The organism is Lachnoclostridium sp. An76 (assembly GCF_002161355.1).
Classification (GTDB): Bacteria; Bacillota; Clostridia; order Lachnospirales; family Lachnospiraceae; genus Mediterraneibacter; species Mediterraneibacter caccavium.
The window spans coordinates 65,117-84,610 of record NZ_NFHL01000006.1 but is presented as its reverse complement, the minus strand read 5'-3'; the positions used below and the strand labels follow the sequence as shown (position 1 = coordinate 84,610).

The following is a 19,494-nucleotide window of genomic DNA, read 5'->3' as shown; positions in this document are numbered from 1 at the left end:
ATTCTTCGTACAGCCTGCGGCACTTATATGACCTGGAACGGATGGATCACAGGCGTCGTTATAACATCGAGCACAGGCAGCTTATCTTCCAGGAATCTCCTCATATCATCGATAAAAATATATTCCGTCCCGTAATGCCCGGCGTCGATCACAGACAATCCCTGTTCTACGGCATCCAGCCCGTCGTGATGCCCGATATCCCCTGTCACGAGCACATCCGCCCCTTTTGCGATCGCGGCTGCGATGGCAGTCTTCCCGGACCCGGGGGAGATGGCGAGCCTGGAGACTTCCGCCTGCATATCCCCGAATACTTTCAGGCTCCCCAGATTCAGTTTATGCTTTACATAGACGCAGCATTCCTCCAGTGTCATGGGCTTTTCAAGCTCGCCGATCCTTCCGATCCCTTCCGGCTTCCCATCCTTTTCCATCGTGATATCCAGCACCTCGGTATTGCGGATGCCCAGGATCTTTTCCGCAAGCTCCGCCATTCCGAGCACATCGTAATTCGTGTGCATCGCATAATAAGAAATATCATTTTGGATCAGCTTCACGACTCTCCTGCTTACAAAATCTTCATCCGTCACTTTTTTCAGCGGGGAGAAGATCAGCGGATGGTGCGTGATAAGCATATCCGCCCCCGCCTCGACCGCACGGTCGATGACAGCGTCCGTCGCGTCCAGCGCGATATATACTCTCTTAACTTCTTTTTCCGTCCTTCCGGCGATCAGGCCCACATTATCAAAATCCAACGCGGCCTCCCTCGGATAAGCAGCCTCTATCACCTGTATGATCTCTTTACACAGCATAATACACCAGCCCTTTCTCTGCTTTTCTGATCTCTTTTTCCAGTTCCTGCTTCCTCGCAGCTATCCTCGGGGAATCCTGGCCCTCGATCCCCTTCAGGATCTGCTGTTTTATATGTATCTCGCGCTCCAGGTACTGCCTGAGCACAGGATTCCTGTCCCGCAGAAGATATCTCCCATATAACAGCTCCGTCTCATCCCAGTCATTTTCACGCCGCTCCTCCGCCGCGGGATCCTCACCCGTTATCAGGCTTTCTTTTCTCCCCGGACAGGCGATCTTCATCATAGGATAATATTTGCCGTCCTCTTCCACCATATCTTCCGAGATAAACAAAAAACCTTCCTCTAAAAGAAAGGCTCTCACTTTTTCAATCTCTGACTGGGGCTGGAGTATACATTCTTTCAGCGTCCTGACAAGCCCCATCCCTTCCTTCAGGATGCGCACTGTCAGCCCGCCTCCCATGCCGGCGATCACGGCACAGTCCGCTTCTCCTGGCTCCAGCGCCGCGAATCCGTCCGACAGCCTTGTGAGGATCCGGTCTTCCAGTCCGTGTTCCCGTATATTCTCTTCCGCCCTCTCCAAAGGGCCGCGGTTCACATCCATTGCCACCGCTCCTCTGATCCGCCCGTTCTCCGCAAGCCAGATCGGGATATAAGCATGGTCCGTACCGATATCCGCCAGTACAGACCCGGCGGTCACAAGTCCTGCGACCGCCTGAAGTCTCTTTGATAATTCCATACATTTCCCCATGTCTCTGTGACAGCCCGGGATCCCCGCGCTCCGTCCGCGCCGGCTGTCAGTCAAGGTAGTCTCTTAATTTTCTGCTCCTGCTCGGATGGCGGAGTTTCCGAAGCGCCTTCGCCTCGATCTGGCGGATACGCTCTCTGGTAACATCAAACTCCTTGCCCACTTCCTCCAGTGTGCGCGCTCTTCCGTCATTCATGCCGAAACGGAGCCTGAGTACTTTCTGCTCCCTCTCTGTCAGAGTATCGAGCACCTCGTCGAGCTGCTCCTTTAAGAGAGTCTGGGCAGCCGCCTCTGCCGGCACCGGCACATTGTCATCCTGGATGAAATCGCCCAGATGGCTGTCTTCTTCCTCGCCGATCGGAGTCTCCAGCGATACCGGTTCCTGGGAGATCTTAAGGATCTCACGCACACGCTCCACAGGCATGTCCAGTTCCTTTGCGATCTCTTCCGGGAGCGGCTCCCGCCCCAGTTCCTGGAGGAGCTGGCGGGATACACGGATCAGCTTGTTGATCGTCTCTACCATGTGCACCGGAATACGGATCGTCCTTGCCTGGTCCGCGATGGCCCTTGTGATCGCCTGGCGGATCCACCAGGTAGCATACGTACTGAATTTATATCCCTTGTGGTAATCAAATTTCTCAACCGCCTTGATCAGACCCAGATTTCCCTCCTGGATCAGATCAAGGAAAAGCATGCCTCTTCCCACATACCTTTTTGCAATACTGACGACAAGACGAAGGTTTGCCTCCGCGAGCTCTTTTTTCGCCTCCTCGTCTCCTTCTTCCATTCTTTTTGCAAGCTCGATCTCCCTCTCCGCATTCAGAAGGGGGACTTTTCCGATCTCTTTCAGATACATGCGGACCGGATCTTCGATACTCACACCCTCCGGCACAGACAGGTCGATATGCTCCATATCCACCTCGTCCTCGTCAGATATCATGTCGTCGATATCCACGTCTGTGTCATCCACATCCGCGCTGATCCGGAGCACATCAATATTATTTGCCTCCAGATAGTCGAACACCTTCTCCATCTGGTCCGGGCTCAATTCTATATCTGTAAAGAAATCATTGATCTCCTGAACTTCCAGCACGCTTTTTTTCTTTTTCCCGAGCGCTACGAGTTCCTTCATTCTTTCCAGAAATTTCTGTGTGTTTTCTTCCATGTGTCCATCCTTCCTTCGCCGGCGCGGGAGCGCGGGCTATCTTGTTTTATTTTATCCTTAATCAATAGAAATATGCAGTGCCCTGAGGTCCTCCAGCTTCCGCTTCTCTTCCATCAGTCGCTGTAATCCCGCCATATCTGTGGGATCCAGCTCTGATGATTTCGCGTCGATGCCGTGGGCTTTGACTCTCAGTATGATCTCTTTGAGCGCCTGTTCCTCTTCTTCTTTTGAATTCAGCTGGCGTATCTTCGTGTGAAAGAGGGACGCAGCCTCCCTGTGTTCCTCTTCCGCCGTGAAATGGTCCAGTATCTTCGCCGGGTTCAGGCCGCCGTTTTCATGCTGTTCATACAAAAGCTCCGCCACTGTGCGGTATATGCCTTCGGTAAAATCGTCCGGGCTGATCAGGCTGCTGATCGTCCTGTACAGCTTTTCGCTTTCGATCATCCAGGTAAGGAGCGCTTTCTGAGATGTCAGGATGCCGTCCTCCTTTGGTTTTTCAGCGCCATCCGCCCGCTTCGGCCGGCTGACCGGCTTTGCCATCCCTGCGCTGACCGCAGTCTTTGCAACCAGCTTTTCCAGGCTCTCCCTGCTGACTTTATAGGCGGAGGATACAGCCTCTATGTAATTATTCCGCTCGAGTTCATCCTCAAAACTCAGCAATCGCCTTGCCGTCTCCCGGAAGAAATCCGTCTTTCCTTCCGGAGATGCCATGTCAAATTCCCTTTCCAGCATCTCAAGGCTGAACATAAAGCCGTTCCGTGCATTCTGGATCCGCTTTTCATATTCCTCCGCTCCCAGGTTCTTGATGAATTCATCCGGGTCTTTATAAGGATCCATCCGCACCACCTTCGCAGAAATCCCCGCTTCCCTGAGGATCGGCACCGCGCGGAGTGCAGCGCGCGTTCCTGCGTCATCACTGTCATAAGTCAGGTACACTTCATGGACATACCGTTTGATCAGAGAGGCATGTCCCGATGTGAGCGCTGTCCCAAGCGATGCCACTGCATTTGTAAATCCCGCCTGATGCAGGGAGATCACATCCATATATCCTTCGCAGAGAAGGAAATAGGGCTTTCTCGATGTCCTGGCCCGGTTCAGCCCGTACAGGTTCCGGCTCTTGTCAAAGACCGGAGTCTCCGGGGAGTTCAGATATTTGGGCTTTGCATCACCCATAACCCGCCCGCCGAAGCCGATGACCCGGCTGTTCACATCCATGATCGGGAAGATGACCCGGTTCCAGAACTTGTCATACACTCCATGCTTCTCATCTGTATTTACCAGCCCCGCCTGTCGGATCAGTTCCTCGCTGTACCCCTTCCCTCTGAGGTACTTGTACAGGTCATCGCTGTATTTATTGGAATATCCCAGGCCGAACGCTGTGATCGTCTCATCGGACAGCCCCCTGTCCTTCAGATATGTATACGCCTGGGTCCCTCTCTCGGATTTGAGCTGGGCATAAAAATATTTCGCGGCGGTCTTGTTCACCTCCAGGATCGATGTCTTCAGGTCTGCCTTTGCTTTTGCCTCTTTTGAGTATTCTGCCTCCGGGAGCTCGATACCCGCCCTGTCCGCCAGGTATTTCACCGCCTCCACAAAAGAAAAGTTCTCATATTCCATAAGGAAGGTATATACATTGCCTCCCGCCCCGCAGCCGAAACAGTAGTACATCTGCTTCTGCCTGCTCACGGAAAAAGAAGGCGATTTCTCATTGTGGAAAGGGCACAGCCCAAAATAAGAGCTGCCTTTTTTCTGCAGCCGGACATAGCCGGATATCACATCTACTATATCATTTCTTGTCCTTATCTCTTCGATCAGCTCATCTGGATAGTACATGCTTTCCCTCCATAAAGAATACCCTATAATATATATTCGACAAAAGTTTTTTCTTTCCTTTATTTTTTTAAATTTTTCACCGCCTCATACTTTCCACGCTTCCGGGACAAACAGATCCTGGAATTTCTTCACCGCATAAGGGTCCGTCATCCCTGCTATGTAATCACAGACGATCTGCTCTCTGCACGTATCTGAATTTTCCAGCGCATTTTTAAACTGCTGTGGCAGGGCGCTGGGATGTCTCATATAATAGTCAAAGAGCTGTTCGATCATATGCACCGCCTTGTCTTCCTCTCCCTTTGCTTTCGGGTTGAGGTAGACATGCTCAAACATAAACGCCCGGAGATCTGCCATCGCTTTTTCCACATCAGGCGACATCCTGATCTCCGGACGGTCCATGCTGTTCGTCACCACATCATGGATCAGCCGGTTCAGCCTTTCCTTGCAGGAATTTCCCAGCACTGCCCTGATATCCGCCGGTATGTCATCCTCCGTGAGGATCCCGCCCCTGATCGCATCATCCATATCATGGTAGATGTAGGCAAGCTTGTCTGAAAGGCGGACTACCCAGCCTTCCAGAGTATGGGGATGTCCGGCAGTCTGATGGTTCAGGATGCCGTCCCTGACTTCCCAGGTCAGGTTCAGCCCTCTGCCCTCTTTTTCAATACAGTCCACGACCCGCAGGCTCTGTCTGTGATGGGAGAAATGATAAACCGTGTTCAGCGCGCGCTCCCCGGCATGACCGAACGGCGTGTGCCCCAGGTCATGCCCCAGCGCGATCGCTTCCGCCAGATCCTCATTTAGGCGCAGCGCCTTTGCAATGGTCCGCGCGTTCTGGGACACTTCCAGTGTATGGGTGAGCCGTGTCCGGTAGTGGTCGCCTTTTGGGAGAAGAAAGACCTGGGTCTTCTGTTTCAGCCTGCGGAATGCTTTGCAGTGCAGGATCCGGTCCCGGTCTCTCTGGAAGACCGGGCGGATATCGCACTGGGGCTCATCACGCATCCTGCCTTTTGATGCTCTGCTCAATGTGGCATACGGGCTTAAGTATCCGAGTTCACGTTCTTCAAGCTGTTCTCTGATCGTCATCATTTTCTCCTCCCCTTTTGCAGGTATACCCGGCGGACGCCGTGCCGCCTTACTCTGATAATGTTATTCTTCCTCTTTCAGCCTTGCCTCAATAGCCTCCACGACCGTGCGGAGCACTTTGACTCTGGCATAGTACTTATCATTCCCTTCCACAACGACCCACGGCGCGTAATCCGTGGACGTGCGCATCAGCATTTCGTTGACCGCGTCCTCATACTGATCCCATTTTTCTCTGTTTCTCCAGTCCTCATCCGTGATCTTCCAGTGTTTCTCCGGATTTTCCTGTCGCTCCCTGAAGCGCCGTTCCTGCTCGTCCTTATCGATATGCATCCAGAATTTGATCACGATCGCGCCCGCGTCATACAGATCCTTCTCCATGTCATTGATCTCTTTATATGCGCGCTTCCATTCTTCTGTCGTACAGAAGCCTTCGATCCTCTCCACCATGACACGCCCGTACCATGTACGGTCAAAGATTGCCACATGTCCGTCTTTTGGCATTGCCCTCCAGAATCTCCACAGGTAATGATGTGCTTTTTCGATGTCATTGGGCGATGCCGTCGGATTCACCACATAACCGCGGGCATCCATCCGCTCTGTGAGCCGCTTGATCGCTCCGCCTTTTCCGCCTGCATCCCAGCCTTCAAAGCCGAGCACTACAGGGATCCTCCTGCGGTACAGCTCCCCGTGGAGTTTTTCCATCTTTTTCTGGAGTTTATCAAGCTTTTCTTTATACTCTTCCCGCGTATAGTGAAGCGACAGATCCGTCTTTGACAGGATCGACACCTGGAGATCCTTCATCTCTTCGTCCGCTTTCTTCGCGATCTCAGCCACGATATCTGTTTTCCCGCCTTCTGTCCCTTCTGCTTCCGCCAGTTTCTTCGCCGCCTTCTCCGCTTTTTCCTTCTGTACTTTTTCGATCTGATCCGCCATTGCCTTGATCACAGTCGTATAAATCTTAAGCGTAGCAAACCGTTTGTCCATAGATTCAATAATCGTCCACGGCGCGTAATCTGTATCTGTCTTAAAAAGCATATCTTCCATCATTGCGGCGTATTCATCATAATGGACATTCCGCTCTTTATCCCCCTGCGTCACCCGCCATGCGGTCTCTTTATTCTTTTCCAGTTTGTCGAAACGTTTTTTCTGTTCTTTTTTGTCAATATCCAGCAGAAGCTTGATGATCAGGTTCCCGTCCTCGGCCAGCTGTTCTTCGAAAGAGTTGATGGAGTGGAATGCAGCGGCCAGATCCTTGTTTTTCGTCCGTTTTTCAAATCGGTCGATAAGGACTCTGCGGTACCAGCTCCCGTCATAGATCGCGATCCTGCCTCTGGCAGGCGTCTTTGTCCAGAAACGCCACATGAACGGATGCATCCTTTCCTCTTCCGTCTCATTTTTGATCGGATGCACCTCAAATCCCCTGGGATCCATGCTCTGGATCAGGCGTCCGATCTGGAGCCCTTTTCCCGATGCGCCGAATCCTTCAAAAACGATCATGATCGGGATCCCCAGCGCTTTGCACTCTCGCTGGAGACGTCCAATCTCAGCCTCCAGCTGAGGCATTTTTTCCTTATACTCTTCCTTTGACAATTTTTTTGTGAGATCAACTTTTTCTAACATAACTTTTCCTCCGTCTCTCTTATTCTGATATTATTGACTTATCCGTCTGAATTATTGTAATTATACCATAAAATGCATAAAAAAAAGAAAAAATCCCCGAAAGATCCTTTCTTTTTTCAACCTTTATTCTGTTCATCCACCATTTCATTTCTGTTGTTCTCCAAGCTGTCTCATCAGACAGCCGATCAGTTCCTGGTTGGTCCTGCTCAGTTTTTCAAAAGCGAGAAAAAATTCTTTGCCTTTTTCAATCTTCCGCTCCACTTCGACCCGGCATTCCTGCGTCACTCTAGCGTCGCTCAGTTTTAATATGTAATCCGCTGATACCCGAAAGTATTTAGACAGATGGATAAGGATATCCGCCGGGATCGAATTCATTCCGTTTTCTATCCGGCTGATCGTCTGCTGGGAAACATTGATCGCCCCTGCAAGATCTTCCTGTCTGAGTCCTTTCTCGCACCGCAGCTCCCTCACGCGGTTATCCAAAGTACCTCACACCCTTTAGTATTTTACATTATATTTATTGTATCTTAAACAAACAGGTGTGCTATCCAAATGCAATATATTGTAGCACTCATATTTAGGATATCATTTTCTGCACCAAAGCAGGCTGCCGGATGGCCGACCGGCTCTTTTGGGGCTGCAGGACCACTGCTGCACTATATTTTTACATATCCTGGTACTCACAATAGGGATATCTGCAATATCCATGAAGATTGCATGGTAAAATAGACTTGGTGTCGGACAGGCGGGAAGCGCCATATGAAAAATGTGATCGGTGAAAATATCAAAAGACTGCGGAAACAGCAGGAAATAAAGCAGGCGGTGCTCGCCTCAAAGCTCAATATCGGAAGACAGACATTATCCGCTTACGAGCGCGGAGTCACACTGCCCGATGTCCTTGCGCTCATCGAGATCGCAGACTATTTCGGAGTGTCGCTGGACGAGCTGACCGGGCGGTCTGAACTGATCATACCGGATGAAAAAGAATAAAAGAAAAAAGCCCTGAATACAAGGCTTTTCGTTCAATGCGGAAGATGGGACTTGAACCCACACGACACGAATGTCACAAGATCCTTAGTCTTGCTCGTCTGCCAGTTCCGACACTTCCGCATTCCATATTGGCTGTGGTCTTTACCGCTCGGTGCTGACCACAAGTGATATAATACTATCTCATCGTTAAAAAGTCAACAATTATTTTTCAAAAAAAAGAAGTTCGAAAATTCGAAAAAATTTTAGACGATTCTGGCAAATGGGGTCAGACCCCTTTGGGGAAAATTATCAGAAAATTCTCCTCAAAGGGGTCTGACCCCATTCACACTTTTTTCACATTTATTCCATATTCCCCGGGAATCTCGGGATCCCATCGAATCCTGCTTTCAGATCTTCATCTGTCGGGATGTAGTCTGTCATCTCTCCATTATGGAACTTCTCATATGCATACATATCAAAATATCCGGTGCCTGTAAGGCCGAAGAGGATCGTCTTCTCTTCTCCTGTCTCCTTGCACTTCATCGCCTCATCGATCGCTACTTTGATCGCATGGCTGCTCTCCGGAGCCGGAAGGATACCCTCCACGCGCGCAAACTTTTCTGCCGCCTCAAATACAGATGTCTGCTCGACCGCACGGGCTTCCATATATCCGTCATGATAAAGCTGTGACAGGACGGAGCTCATGCCATGGTAGCGGAGACCTCCCGCATGGTTTGCAGACGGGATGAAGCCGCTTCCCAGGGTATACATCTTCGCCAGCGGGCATACCATTCCGGTATCGCAGAAATCATAAGCGTACACGCCTCTTGTCAGGCTCGGGCAGGATGCCGGCTCTACAGCGATGAACTGATAATCTGCCTCTCCGCGGAGCTGCTCGCCCATGAACGGTGAGATCAGGCCGCCCAGGTTTGAGCCTCCGCCGGCACATCCGATGATGATATCCGGTTTGATCCCGTATTTATCCATTGCGATCTTTGTCTCTACACCGATGACTGACTGATGCAGGAGCACCTGATTCAACACACTTCCGAGCACATATCTGTATCCTTCTGTGTGGGTCGCCACCTCAACTGCCTCCGAGATCGCGCACCCGAGACTTCCTGTTGTCCCCGGATGCTCAGCCAGGATCTTCCTGCCCACCTCAGTCGTCTCCGACGGGGACGGTGTCACGCTTGCGCCGTAGGTGCGCATCACTTCACGGCGGAACGGTTTCTGCTCATAAGAACATTTCACCATATACACTTTGCAGTCCAGGTCAAGGTAAGAGCACGCCATCGACAGCGCGGTTCCCCACTGTCCTGCCCCTGTCTCTGTGGTCACGCCTTTCAGGCCCTGATCTTTTGCGTAAAATGCCTGCGCGATCGCAGAATTCAGCTTATGGCTTCCGCTCGTATTGTTTCCTTCAAACTTATAGTAGATCTTTGCCGGAGTCTGAAGCTTCTCCTCAAGGCAGTACGCGCGGACAAGCGGCGACGGACGGTACATTTTATAGAAATCCCTGATCTTCTCCGGGATCTCGATATACCGGTTGTCATTGTCCAGCTCCTGTTTTACAAGCTCATCGCAGAACACAGCCCCAAGCTCTTCGGCTGTCATAGGCTCGTGTGTCGCCGGATTCAGGAGCGGCGCCGGCTTATTTTTCATATCCGCGCGGACATTATACCATGTCTTCGGCATCTCGCTCTCTTCAAGATAGATTTTGTAAGGAATCTTTTTCTCACTCATTTTTCTTCTCCTTTCTCATTCCGGGATTCAAGCCTGTCTGATCAAATGAAAAAGCCCTCATCCCATACAAATCATACATTGCAGGGACAAGAGCTGATAATGCAAACTCCTGCGGTGCCACCCGGCTTGATGTAAAAACATCCTCTCATGCATACTGACATATGCTCCTTTTCCTAACGGAGTATGGTCTCCGTCTCACCTACTTGCACTGCACTTTTGCGCCGCACGTTCAGCTCGCCCTCAGAAGCCCATTCGCCTCACCACTTGCATGCCGCTTCCCACCAGCCGCGGCTCTCTGTAAAGCAGTATCCTGAAGTTACTTACTCTTCCTCAACGGTTTAAAAAAACTTTACCACGGTACAGCATAGATGTCAACCCCCGAAATCGTGCATCTGAAATCACTCGTCCTGAACTCCGGACTCCTTTTTCATCAATATCTGTTATGCACTTTTTCCGCAAAACACATAAAATCTTTCAGCTCTATAAACCTCCCGTCATCCAGGACCGCCCTGCCGCTCATCCGCCCGAAAACCTGATGCTGGTCGGATGATATGAGAAATGCCGACAGGCTTGCCGACCGGTCTAAAACCGGTTCGAATTCCATCTCAAAGCGCCCGTCGCTGGACGAGAAGGTCCACGGTTTCATATAATCCCCTTCCGGTATATGGAATGTCACATCATCCAGTTTGTGGCCTTTTCCGTCATAAAAGAGAATATTCTCCGTGGCCGCCGAAGTGTCGCCAAACCCGTATCCGATATTGAACCCGAACGGCTTTCCGCCCACTGTCCCGTTCCCGGATCCCCAGTACCATGTGTTGTCGTAAGTCCATACGCCCCGTCCCCAGTCAAGTGTGCCGTAATCCGTCTTTGGGCTGAACCAGTAAGTCACATCTCCGAATGACATATACCCCTCCGCGGGCATACAATTGATCTTCTGATTATAATAAAACGCTTTCCTGCCCTGCCACGGCGTCGCCATGACAATGCTGTCCATCCTGGGCTGTTCCAGGGCGATCTCACAGAAGAACGGCTTTCCCTGGTAAAAATCCTTAAAATCACAGGAGATCATCCGTTTGCCTCTCTCCGCCCTGAATTCCAGCCGCAGGCGCTTGTCATGGTAAACGACATTTCCCTCTGATGACGACGCGGGCATCTTCATCTTACCCATGGGAAACGGCTTCAGGATCGTCTCCGTATGCTCCCACTTCTCTTTAAAATTCAGAAGAGAGACCGACTGAAGCCCGATATACCCGTCGTCAGACAGTGTAAACGCCGCTGCGTAGTCCTCATTCATAACAAGATAGTAATCCCATTCTTTGATGCGGAATTTCGCGGCTTTGATCATGCTGCGGTCATACTTCCAGACCGGCTTCCTCGCCCAGCCGGGCTCCCTGATCCGCCCCTCAGCATCCAAAAGAGGCTGAAATTCCGTTACTTCATGATTTCTCATAGCCATCACTCCCCATGTCAGCGAATAGAAAAAGCCCGAATCCCAACCGGGACCGGGCTTCTGTTTCTATTTTACTACGCAACCTTCTCTTTTGCAAGTGCTGCAAGTGTTGCGAATGCTTCTCTGTCATTCACTGCGAGCTCAGCCAGCATCTTTCTGTTCATGTCAACGTTTGCCAGCTTCAGGCCGTGCATAAACTTGCTGTATGACAGTCCGTTCATCCTTGCCGCCGCGTTGATACGAGCGATCCAGAGCTGTCTCATCTGACGCTTGCGCTGCTTTCTTCCCGCGTAAGCAGATGTGAGAGCTCTCATGACAGACTGTTTTGCCACTCTGTACTGTTTGGAGCGCGCTCCTCTGTATCCCTTTGCCAGTTTTAATGTTCTGTTATGTTTCTTCTTAGCGTTCATTCCGCCTTTGATCCTTGCCATTTCTTAATCCTCCTATCAAAATACGATACCTGCTGTTTCCATCGTCAATCCGGCCTGCGTCAGCCGTAAAGCTGTAAAGCCGGGCGGGAATCTTACAGATACGGTAATACCTTCTTCATGTTCTTTACATTTGTTGCGTCAGTGATCGTTGACTGTCTGAGATTTCTTTTTCTCTTCGTAGACTTCTTTGTTAAGATATGGCTCTTGTAGGCTTTATTTCTTTTCAGTTTTCCTGTACCTGTTTTTTTGAAGCGCTTTGCTGCCGCTCTATTTGTTTTGATCTTTGGCATGATAATTTCCTCCTTTATTGTGCTGCCTTACCGGATCTTCATCCCGGACATATATTATTTTAACGTTTCTCAGTTAAAACCATGCTCATTGCTCTTCCTTCCATCTTCGCCGGTTTCTCAACCACCGCGATGTCCGCAAGAGATTCTGCGAAATCATCAAGGATATGCCTGCTCTGCTGTACATGAGCCATCTCTCTTCCGCGGAAACGGAGCGTCACCTTCACCTTGTTTCCCTTAGAGAGAAACTTCCTCGCATTGTTTGTCTTTGTATTCAGGTCATTGGTGTCGATGTTCGGAGAAAGACGCACTTCTTTGATCTCGACCGTTTTCTGTTTCTTTCTCGCCTCTTTTTCCTTTCTCGTCTGCTCATACTTATACTTGCCGTAATCGATGATCTTGCAGACCGGCGGTTTAGCCGTGGGCGCGATCTTCACCAGATCAAGCTCTGCCTCCTGAGCGATTTTCATAGCCTCGCGGGCTGACATGATACCTAACTGTTCCCCATCCGAACCGATCAGACGGATCTCCCTGTCCCTGATCTGCTCGTTAATCATTAAATCGCTAATTGTCGTATACCTCCGTCAAATGAATTCCTTCAGGTTTCTTATGCGAAACACAAAAAAACGAGTGAATATCATATCCACCCGACAATCAATAAAACCGCGCCCTCCTAAACGGACAGGAGAACCGATACATCAATATCAGACCAATAGTCACCCGATCGTGCTATGGTGAGAGTGGATACTCTACTTTGTTTTTTGCTTCACGCAGAGATTAATTTACCACATTTCCTCTTCCCTGTCAACATTTTCCCGATATTTTCTGGTCTATTTCAGAGCCTCTATTTCAGTGGCTTTTCTGAATCATTTCGGAATTTCTGCCACTCTTCTTATTCCACAGCCATCCGGGGCATGCTATAATAAGACTGTTTTCGGGCCCGTTCCGCTGCCTTTGCAGCCGGCGGCGCCTATTATAAGGAAAGGAAGCAAATGTTTCATGAAATCCAAAGGCAGAATATCAGAAGATAAATTTAACAGCAAATGGGGCTTTATCATTTCCTGTATCGGAAGTTCCGTGGGAATGGCTAATATCTGGCTCTTCCCATACCGGGCAGGGGAATTCGGCGGCGCCGCTTTTCTTATCCCATATATCATCTTTGTCATCCTGATCGGCTTTTCCGGCGTCATCGGGGAAATGGCTTTCGGGCGCGCCATGCAGTCCGGCCCTCTCGGCGCTTTCAAAAAAGCATTTGAAATGAAAAAGCATCCCCGTCTTGGTTCTTTCATCGGACTGATCCCAGTGATCGGATCTCTCGGGATTGCCATCGGTTACAGTGTGATCATCGGATGGATCCTGAAATTTCTCGCAGACTCCATCACCGGCAGCATCATAAATACGGAAGACCCCGCAGCAGTGTTCGCAGATCTTTCCCGGGAATTCGGGAGCATCCCGTGGCATCTGCTCGGACTGGTCCTTGTACTGATCTTTATGTCTTTCGGCATCTCCCGGGGTATCGAAAACATGAACAAAGTCATGATGCCTGCATTTTTTGTCCTGTTTCTCTTTCTCGCAGTGCGGGTCGCTTTCCTCGACGGTTCAGCTGCCGGCTATTCTTATCTCTTTAAGCCGGACTGGACCGCTATGGCTGATCCGAAAACATGGGTATACGCTATGGGGCAGGCATTTTTCTCCCTTTCCATCGCCGGAAACGGGACTGTTGTATATGGAAGCTACCTGAAATCTGATGTTGACGTAGTAAGCAGTGCAAAATATGTGGCAATCTTTGACACACTGGCAGCGATCCTGGCTGGTCTGGTCATTATCCCCGCCGTTTTCGCCTACGGCGCGGAACCGAACTCCGGCCCCGGGCTGCTTTTCATCACCATCCCCGCCGTGATCCGGAGCATCCCTTTCGGACAGGTATTTGCCATCCTGTTCTTCCTCGCTGTATTCTTCGCCGGGGTGACCTCTCTGATCAACCTTCTGGAAAGCCCTGTGGAAGCGCTCCAGAAACGGCTCGGCTGGTCAAGAAAAGCCGCCATCGCCGCAGTCGGCGCTGTGACTGCAGCCGCAGGCATCTTCGTAGAAGGCAGACTCTTAAGTCCCTGGATGGACAGTATCTCCATCTATGTGATCCCCCTCGGCGCACTCCTTGCCGGAATCACAATATTCTGGGTATGCGGCAGCACATTCGCCCGCAACGCTGTACAGCTCGGCAGGAACCGCACTCTCGGGAAGTGGTTTGAGCCGATGACAAAATACGTGTTCTGCGGAGTGGCAGTGCTCGTGTATATACTTGGGATATTTTTCGGGGGCATCGGTTGATGAAATCTGTATTTGTGGGGGAGCCTTCCTGTTGGCTAAACGTCCGAAAACAGTGAAGCGCGGTTATAGAAGACGTATTCAGCACGGGTGTGTGGGTGGCTTCGGCTCCGGGGCTCCGTGGCAGCAAAAACTAAGAAATCCGGGACTATGCTAAAGGCAGAAAGCAGCAGGGAGCAACTCGCCTTTGGCTCAGACAAGCCCCCTGCTGCTTTCAACGCATAGTTCCGGATTTCAAGTTTTTTCAAGCCCCTCCGCAGTCACCTCAGTCACCCACACACCCGTGCTGAAAGGTTTTCGAAAAAGGCGCTTCGCTGTTTTCTGGTTTTGCTCAAGACGGAAGGTCCCCGACAAATACAGCATTTAAAAACGTAGTGAGAGAGGGGAACTTCTTCGACAAAAAGCCCCCCCTCCCCATCCGGCAGAAACATACAATGGGGAAAAACTATCCGCCAAAAGATAAAATCCCCCCCAACCGGCAGAATTCTATGACCAGAGAGGCGCAGCTCGCTGCGCCAAATCGAACGGCTAACCCTCTCCCGGAAGTCCAGACTGAACTGCCACTTAGTTTAAATTTCTGTTTCGCCACAGAAGCTCCCCTTTCATCCAACTTTCGAAATCCTGCATTTGACTGCGGGGACCTGCCGATCGGATGCGCGCAGAAAACCGGCCCCTTTGATGCACCTTTCGCGGCGGGCGGGGATATGGCGACGGTGACTTGGAGTAATCTGCCGGAAAGACTTAAAGGGAGGAAGCGTGGCGTTAATTGTCCGGCGGATGCCTGAGGCGGAGCCGAATCTTCCGCCGGACAATTGCTTTTAGCCATGCTTTCTCCCTTTTACGTCTTTCCCAGATTACGGAACCGGAACCTGAGCCATATCCCCGTCCGCCGCGAAAACGTCCTGCATCAAACCGACGGTTTTCGGACGTCATATTCACAAGGAAGGCTCCCCCACAAATGCAGATTTACACCCGCTTCATACACGTCACTGCCATTGCCCCTGGTCCGATATGGCACGCCACGCTCAGCGACAGCGGTCCTTCCAGGATCTCATATCCCGGGAAGCGATCCATGATCTCCTGCTTCCACTCCTGTGCTTCCTCTTTTGTGCACGTGTATGCCATTCCCAGGATCATGTCGTCTTTCACGTCCGCGAAGCGTTCGTTCAGATCATTCTCAATGGCATTCAGCATGGTCTTTTTCGCGGCTTTCCAGCCTCTTACTTTGGCGAAGGCGTCCAGCTTCTCTCCCTGGATCTGGAGTACGGGCTTTAAGTTGAGCACTGTGCCTATCGCTGCTGCCGCCGGTGTGATCCTCCCGCCTTTTTTCAGATATTTCAGCGTATCGACCGTGATATAGATACTCGCCTGGAGTTTTTCACGCTCCAAGATCTCCTTGATCTGTGCCGCGGACATTCCCTGGTCCCTGAGTTTCATCGCGTCATATACGGACTGCTCCTGGGTAACTGAGATCCGCTGGTTGTCCACGACCTGGACTCTTCCTTTATATTCTGCCGCGATGGACATTGCTGTAAAGCACGTACTGGAAAGTCCGCTGGACATGGGGATGCAGACGATCTCATCGTACTCTTTGAGCACCTTTTCCCAGAGCTCCATCACACTGCCGGGTGAAGGCTGTGACGTGGAAATGTCCGAATCCGCCCCCAGCTTCTCATAGAACTGCTCCTGCGTCAGTGTGATATCTTCCAGAAACAATTCCCCGTCAATAAAGAACGGCATGGGCAGCACGTAAATCCCCAGTTCTCTGCCTCTGTCCTGCGTGATCCCGCTGTTACTGTCTGTAACGATCGCTGTTTTTGATGGCTTCGTCATCTTCTTCTCCGTTTCTGCCGCCTGCCGCGGCGGTGTCAGATTTTCTGTGTTTTATTGCAAGTCTGTTTTAGTTCTTAAAGCTGTGGATCGGCGCCGGGATCCTTCCCTTTCTGCTGATAAATGCCTCGCAGCCGAATTCATTGACCGGCATGATCGGCGCGTAGCCCAGAAGCCCGCCGAATTCCGCCATATCTCCTACGTCTTTTCCGATCACCGGGATGAGGCGCACTGCCGTTGTCTTCTGGTTTACCATTCCGATCGCCATCTCATCCGCAATGATCCCTGAGATCGTAGCTGCGCTTGTCTTTCCGGGGATCGCGATCATATCAAGCCCCACCGAGCAGACGCAGGTCATTGCCTCGAGCTTTTCCAGTGTCAGGGAGCCTGCGTGCACCGCATCGATCATGCCCTGGTCCTCGCTGACCGGGATAAACGCGCCGCTTAAGCCGCCCACGTAAGAAGAAGCCATGACGCCGCCTTTCTTCACCTGGTCGTTTAACATCGCAAGGGCTGCCGTGGTACCCGGGGCGCCCACTCTCTCCAGACCGATCTCTTCCAGGATCTCTGCCACACTGTCGCCCACTGCCGGGGTCGGCGCAAGGGACAGGTCCACGATGCCGAACGGGATCCCCAGGCGCTGGGAAGCCTCCCCTGCCACGAGCTGTCCCACACGGGTCACCTTGAACGCAGTCTTCTTGATGGTCTCGCACAGTTCCTCAAACCCTTTGCCGCGCACCTTTTCCAGAGCTTTTTTTACAACTCCCGGACCGCTGACTCCTACATTGATCACCGCATCTCCTTCCGTCACGCCGAGGAAGGCACCCGCCATGAACGGATTGTCGTCCGGGGCATTGCAGAAGATCACCAGCTTCGCGCACCCAAGAGAATCTCTCTCTTTTGTCGCCTCTGCTGAAGCTTTTACTATCTCTCCGCAGAGCCGCACAGCGTCCATATTGATCCCGGTCTTTGTGGATCCCACATTTACAGAACTGCAGATGCGCTCTGTCTCCGCAAGTGCCTGCGGGATCGAGCGGATCAGGTTTTCCTCGCTCTTTGTCATACTCTTGGACACCAGCGCGGAATAACCGCCGATAAAGTTCACGCCCACAGTCTCTGCTGCCCGGTCCAGCGTCTTCGCCACTGTCACAAAATCTTCCGGCGTCCTGCACGCCGCCGCGCCTACAAGGGCGATCGGAGTGACTGAGATCCTCTTGTTCACGATCGGGATCCCGAATTCCGTCTCGATATCCTGTCCCACAGATACCAGGTTTTCTGCTGTCTTCGTGATCTTTTCATAAATCTTGCGGTTCAGTTCATTTAAGTCAGAGTCGATACAGTCGAGAAGACTGATCCCCAGTGTGATCGTCCTCACATCCAGGTTCTCATGCTCGATCATCTTATTTGTCTCTGACACTTCGTACATATTGATCATATCTGTATCCTCACAATCTCCATCTATTCCAGTCTGTGCCTGCTGCCTGATTTTTATAATCTGTGCATTTTTTCAAAGATCTCTTCTCTCTGGCAGCGGATATTCACACCGATCTCCTCTCCCAGCTTCGCCATCTCATCGCACAGGACCGTAAAGTCTTTTTTCAGATCTGTCACATCTGTGATCACCATCATATTGAAGTATCCCTGGATGATCGTCTGAGAGATATCCAGGATATTGATCTCATTTTCCGCAAGATACGTGCACACCTTTGCCACGATCCCAACTGTATCCTTACCGAGTACTGTCACTATACATTTCTTCATTTTTCTTATCCTCCCTGATCAGACCATGATGATATCGGAAACGGTATCTCTGCTGGCGACGAACATATCCAGGTCCTCGCCGCGGTAATCATTGTCGCCGAGAGTCACCTCCAGCTTCACCGTTTCATATGCTAGTTTCGCATAATTATTCTCTTTGCTTAAATGTCCGAGGACAATGTGCTTCAGATTATCATGTAGTATATCACAAAGCAGACGCCCTGACAATTCATTTGACAGGTGCCCCTTATCCCCCAGGATACGCTGTTTTAAATAGTAGGGATACCCGCCCACTTCCAGCATATGGATGTCATGGTTGGCCTCGAGGAGCACCGCGTCCAGGTCTTTCAGATGGTCCACTGTATACCCGTCATACTTGCCCAGGTCTGTTGCTACTGCCACTGCCTTGCCGCCGCACTCCAGACGGTATCCGGACGGCTCGTTCGCATCATGGGAAATGGCGAACGGATCGATGGTCACATCTCCGAGAGTAAACGGCTCATCCGTATGTATCGGGTGAAGGAGGCCTTCCGGCATCTTCCCCAGCCCAGAATAACTTAATATCCCTTCGATCGTCCCCGGGGTCGCGTACACCGGGATCTCATATTTCCTGCTGAACACACCCAGCCCCTGGATATGATCCGAGTGTTCGTGCGTGATCAGGATCCCGCTTAATTCCTCCCCTTTGATCTCCAGCTTTTTCAGGCCTTCCTCTATTCTTTTTTTGCTGATCCCTGTATCTACGAGCAGGTGCGTATCATCGCTCCCCACATAGATACAGTTGCCGCTGCTGCCGCTGGCAATGCTGCACATTCTCATAATCCTAATCTCTCTCCTATTTGTCTCTTTGTATCTTCAAAATCCCCGCTGTTGTCTATGACAGCAGTGCACACCGAGCGGAACCTCTCCTCCCCCGGCTGTGAAGCGATCATCTGCGTGATCCTTTCATCCGTATACCCCCGGGAAGCTTTCAGCCGCTCCCGGCGCACACTTTCTTCCGTATAAATATACCACAGTTCATCGCACAGCTCCTTCCCCGCATCCGGGAGGAGCGCCGCTTCTACCACATAGAGGCTCACGCCCTCCGCCGCTCTCTGCGCGATATCTTCTTTTACCCGGCGCATCACCGCCGGATGGACGATCTCGTTCAGCGCCTCAAGTTCTTCCTCGTCAGAAAAAACGATCCGGGAAAGCTCCGCCCGGTCCAGTTCCCCGTCCCTGCCGACCACGCGGCTGCCGAAACGTTCTCTGATCCGCCGGAAACAGTCAGTCCCTTTCTTCTGGAGCTCTTTTGCCGTCTCATCCATCTGGCACACATAAGCTCCATATGCCTCTTTCAGCCAGCGGAGCACTTTGCTCTTGCCGGAGCCTACCCCGCCGGTAATACCAAGAACCTTCACCTTTCTGCTCTCCTTACTGCTCCTGCCATATCCTCACTGCTCG

Annotated in this window: 20 protein-coding genes and 1 tRNA gene; 3 read left to right on the top strand and 18 right to left on the bottom strand. The window is 51.3% G+C overall.

The features are described 5' to 3' along the window. Positions 1-23: 23 nt before the first annotated feature. The 7 genes from B5G27_RS11425 to B5G27_RS11395 all read right to left on the bottom strand — a co-directional run bounded on the left by B5G27_RS11425 (position 24) and on the right by B5G27_RS11395 (position 7,738). Positions 24-806: a Nif3-like dinuclear metal center hexameric protein gene (locus B5G27_RS11425; protein ID WP_087178999.1), complete on the bottom strand. Its 783-nt coding sequence runs from the start codon at positions 804-806 to the stop codon at positions 24-26. Further along, on the bottom strand, positions 796-1,542 hold the full coding sequence (locus B5G27_RS11420) for a tRNA (adenine(22)-N(1))-methyltransferase (protein ID WP_087179099.1): 747 nt from the start codon (positions 1,540-1,542) through the stop codon (positions 796-798). The genes B5G27_RS11425 and B5G27_RS11420 overlap by 11 nt, the downstream gene beginning before the upstream one ends. 58 nt (positions 1,543-1,600) lie before the next feature. Beyond that, the gene (rpoD, locus tag B5G27_RS11415; RefSeq protein ID WP_087178998.1) at positions 1,601-2,716 is read right to left on the bottom strand and encodes an RNA polymerase sigma factor RpoD; all 1,116 of its coding nucleotides are present in this window, start codon (positions 2,714-2,716) and stop codon (positions 1,601-1,603) included. A 57-nt stretch (positions 2,717-2,773) separates the two neighbouring features. Further along, positions 2,774-4,549 (bottom strand): DNA primase, encoded by a 1,776-nt coding sequence (gene dnaG, locus B5G27_RS11410; protein ID WP_087178997.1) that lies wholly within the window; start codon positions 4,547-4,549, stop codon positions 2,774-2,776. A gap of 84 nt (positions 4,550-4,633) precedes the next feature. After that, positions 4,634-5,635 carry a deoxyguanosinetriphosphate triphosphohydrolase gene (locus B5G27_RS11405; RefSeq protein WP_087178996.1) on the bottom strand — a complete coding sequence of 334 codons (1,002 nt, stop codon included), beginning with the start codon at positions 5,633-5,635 and terminating at the stop codon, positions 4,634-4,636. 63 nt (positions 5,636-5,698) lie between these two features. After that, on the bottom strand, positions 5,699-7,255 hold the full coding sequence (pap, locus tag B5G27_RS11400) for a polyphosphate:AMP phosphotransferase (protein ID WP_087178995.1): 1,557 nt from the start codon (positions 7,253-7,255) through the stop codon (positions 5,699-5,701). Between the two features lie 144 nt (positions 7,256-7,399). Next, entirely contained in the window at positions 7,400-7,738 is a 339-nt protein-coding gene (locus B5G27_RS11395) for a helix-turn-helix domain-containing protein (RefSeq protein WP_087178994.1), read from the bottom strand. A 276-nt stretch (positions 7,739-8,014) separates the two neighbouring features. On the opposite strand from B5G27_RS11395, the gene B5G27_RS11390 reads away from it, so the two are divergent. Beyond that, entirely contained in the window at positions 8,015-8,245 is a 231-nt protein-coding gene (locus B5G27_RS11390; protein ID WP_087178993.1) for a helix-turn-helix transcriptional regulator, read from the top strand. A gap of 36 nt (positions 8,246-8,281) precedes the next feature. On the opposite strand, the gene B5G27_RS11385 is transcribed toward B5G27_RS11390, so the two are convergent. From B5G27_RS11385 to infC, 6 genes are all read right to left on the bottom strand, one after another. Beyond that, positions 8,282-8,365 (bottom strand) — tRNA-Leu (locus B5G27_RS11385). Positions 8,366-8,584: 219 nt separating this feature from the next. Then, entirely contained in the window at positions 8,585-9,970 is a 1,386-nt protein-coding gene (locus B5G27_RS11380) for a TrpB-like pyridoxal phosphate-dependent enzyme (RefSeq protein WP_087178992.1), read from the bottom strand. Positions 9,971-10,400: 430 nt separating this feature from the next. Then, a complete protein-coding gene (locus B5G27_RS11375) occupies positions 10,401-11,420 on the bottom strand; it encodes a DUF2804 domain-containing protein (RefSeq protein WP_087178991.1) in 1,020 nt (339 codons plus the stop codon). A gap of 74 nt (positions 11,421-11,494) precedes the next feature. Then, the gene (gene rplT / locus B5G27_RS11370) at positions 11,495-11,851 is read right to left on the bottom strand and encodes a 50S ribosomal protein L20 (RefSeq protein ID WP_087178990.1); all 357 of its coding nucleotides are present in this window, start codon (positions 11,849-11,851) and stop codon (positions 11,495-11,497) included. 92 nt (positions 11,852-11,943) lie between these two features. Then, positions 11,944-12,141 (bottom strand): 50S ribosomal protein L35, encoded by a 198-nt coding sequence (gene rpmI / locus B5G27_RS11365; protein WP_004846382.1) that lies wholly within the window; start codon positions 12,139-12,141, stop codon positions 11,944-11,946. Between the two features lie 59 nt (positions 12,142-12,200). Next, positions 12,201-12,695, bottom strand: coding sequence for a translation initiation factor IF-3 (gene infC, locus B5G27_RS11360; RefSeq protein WP_087178989.1), 495 nt, complete (start codon positions 12,693-12,695; stop codon positions 12,201-12,203). 442 nt (positions 12,696-13,137) lie between these two features. On the opposite strand from infC, the gene B5G27_RS11355 reads away from it, so the two are divergent. Further along, on the top strand, positions 13,138-14,466 hold the full coding sequence (locus tag B5G27_RS11355; protein ID WP_087178988.1) for a sodium-dependent transporter: 1,329 nt from the start codon (positions 13,138-13,140) through the stop codon (positions 14,464-14,466). A 431-nt stretch (positions 14,467-14,897) separates the two neighbouring features. After that, the gene (locus B5G27_RS11350; RefSeq protein ID WP_143449710.1) at positions 14,898-15,248 is read left to right on the top strand and encodes a hypothetical protein; all 351 of its coding nucleotides are present in this window, start codon (positions 14,898-14,900) and stop codon (positions 15,246-15,248) included. Between the two features lie 181 nt (positions 15,249-15,429). Here the strand turns inward: B5G27_RS11350 and B5G27_RS11345 are convergent, their stop codons facing one another. From B5G27_RS11345 to coaE, 5 genes are all read right to left on the bottom strand, one after another. Then, entirely contained in the window at positions 15,430-16,296 is an 867-nt protein-coding gene (locus B5G27_RS11345) for a DegV family protein (RefSeq protein WP_087178986.1), read from the bottom strand. Between the two features lie 67 nt (positions 16,297-16,363). After that, entirely contained in the window at positions 16,364-17,728 is a 1,365-nt protein-coding gene (locus tag B5G27_RS11340; protein WP_087178985.1) for a PFL family protein, read from the bottom strand. 53 nt (positions 17,729-17,781) lie between these two features. After that, the gene (locus B5G27_RS11335) at positions 17,782-18,054 is read right to left on the bottom strand and encodes an ACT domain-containing protein (RefSeq protein WP_087178984.1); all 273 of its coding nucleotides are present in this window, start codon (positions 18,052-18,054) and stop codon (positions 17,782-17,784) included. 18 nt (positions 18,055-18,072) lie between these two features. Then, positions 18,073-18,870, bottom strand: coding sequence for an MBL fold metallo-hydrolase (locus B5G27_RS11330; protein ID WP_087178983.1), 798 nt, complete (start codon positions 18,868-18,870; stop codon positions 18,073-18,075). Continuing rightward, positions 18,867-19,451, bottom strand: coding sequence for a dephospho-CoA kinase (coaE, locus tag B5G27_RS11325; protein WP_087178982.1), 585 nt, complete (start codon positions 19,449-19,451; stop codon positions 18,867-18,869). The genes B5G27_RS11330 and coaE overlap by 4 nt, the downstream gene beginning before the upstream one ends. Positions 19,452-19,494 lie beyond the last annotated feature (43 nt).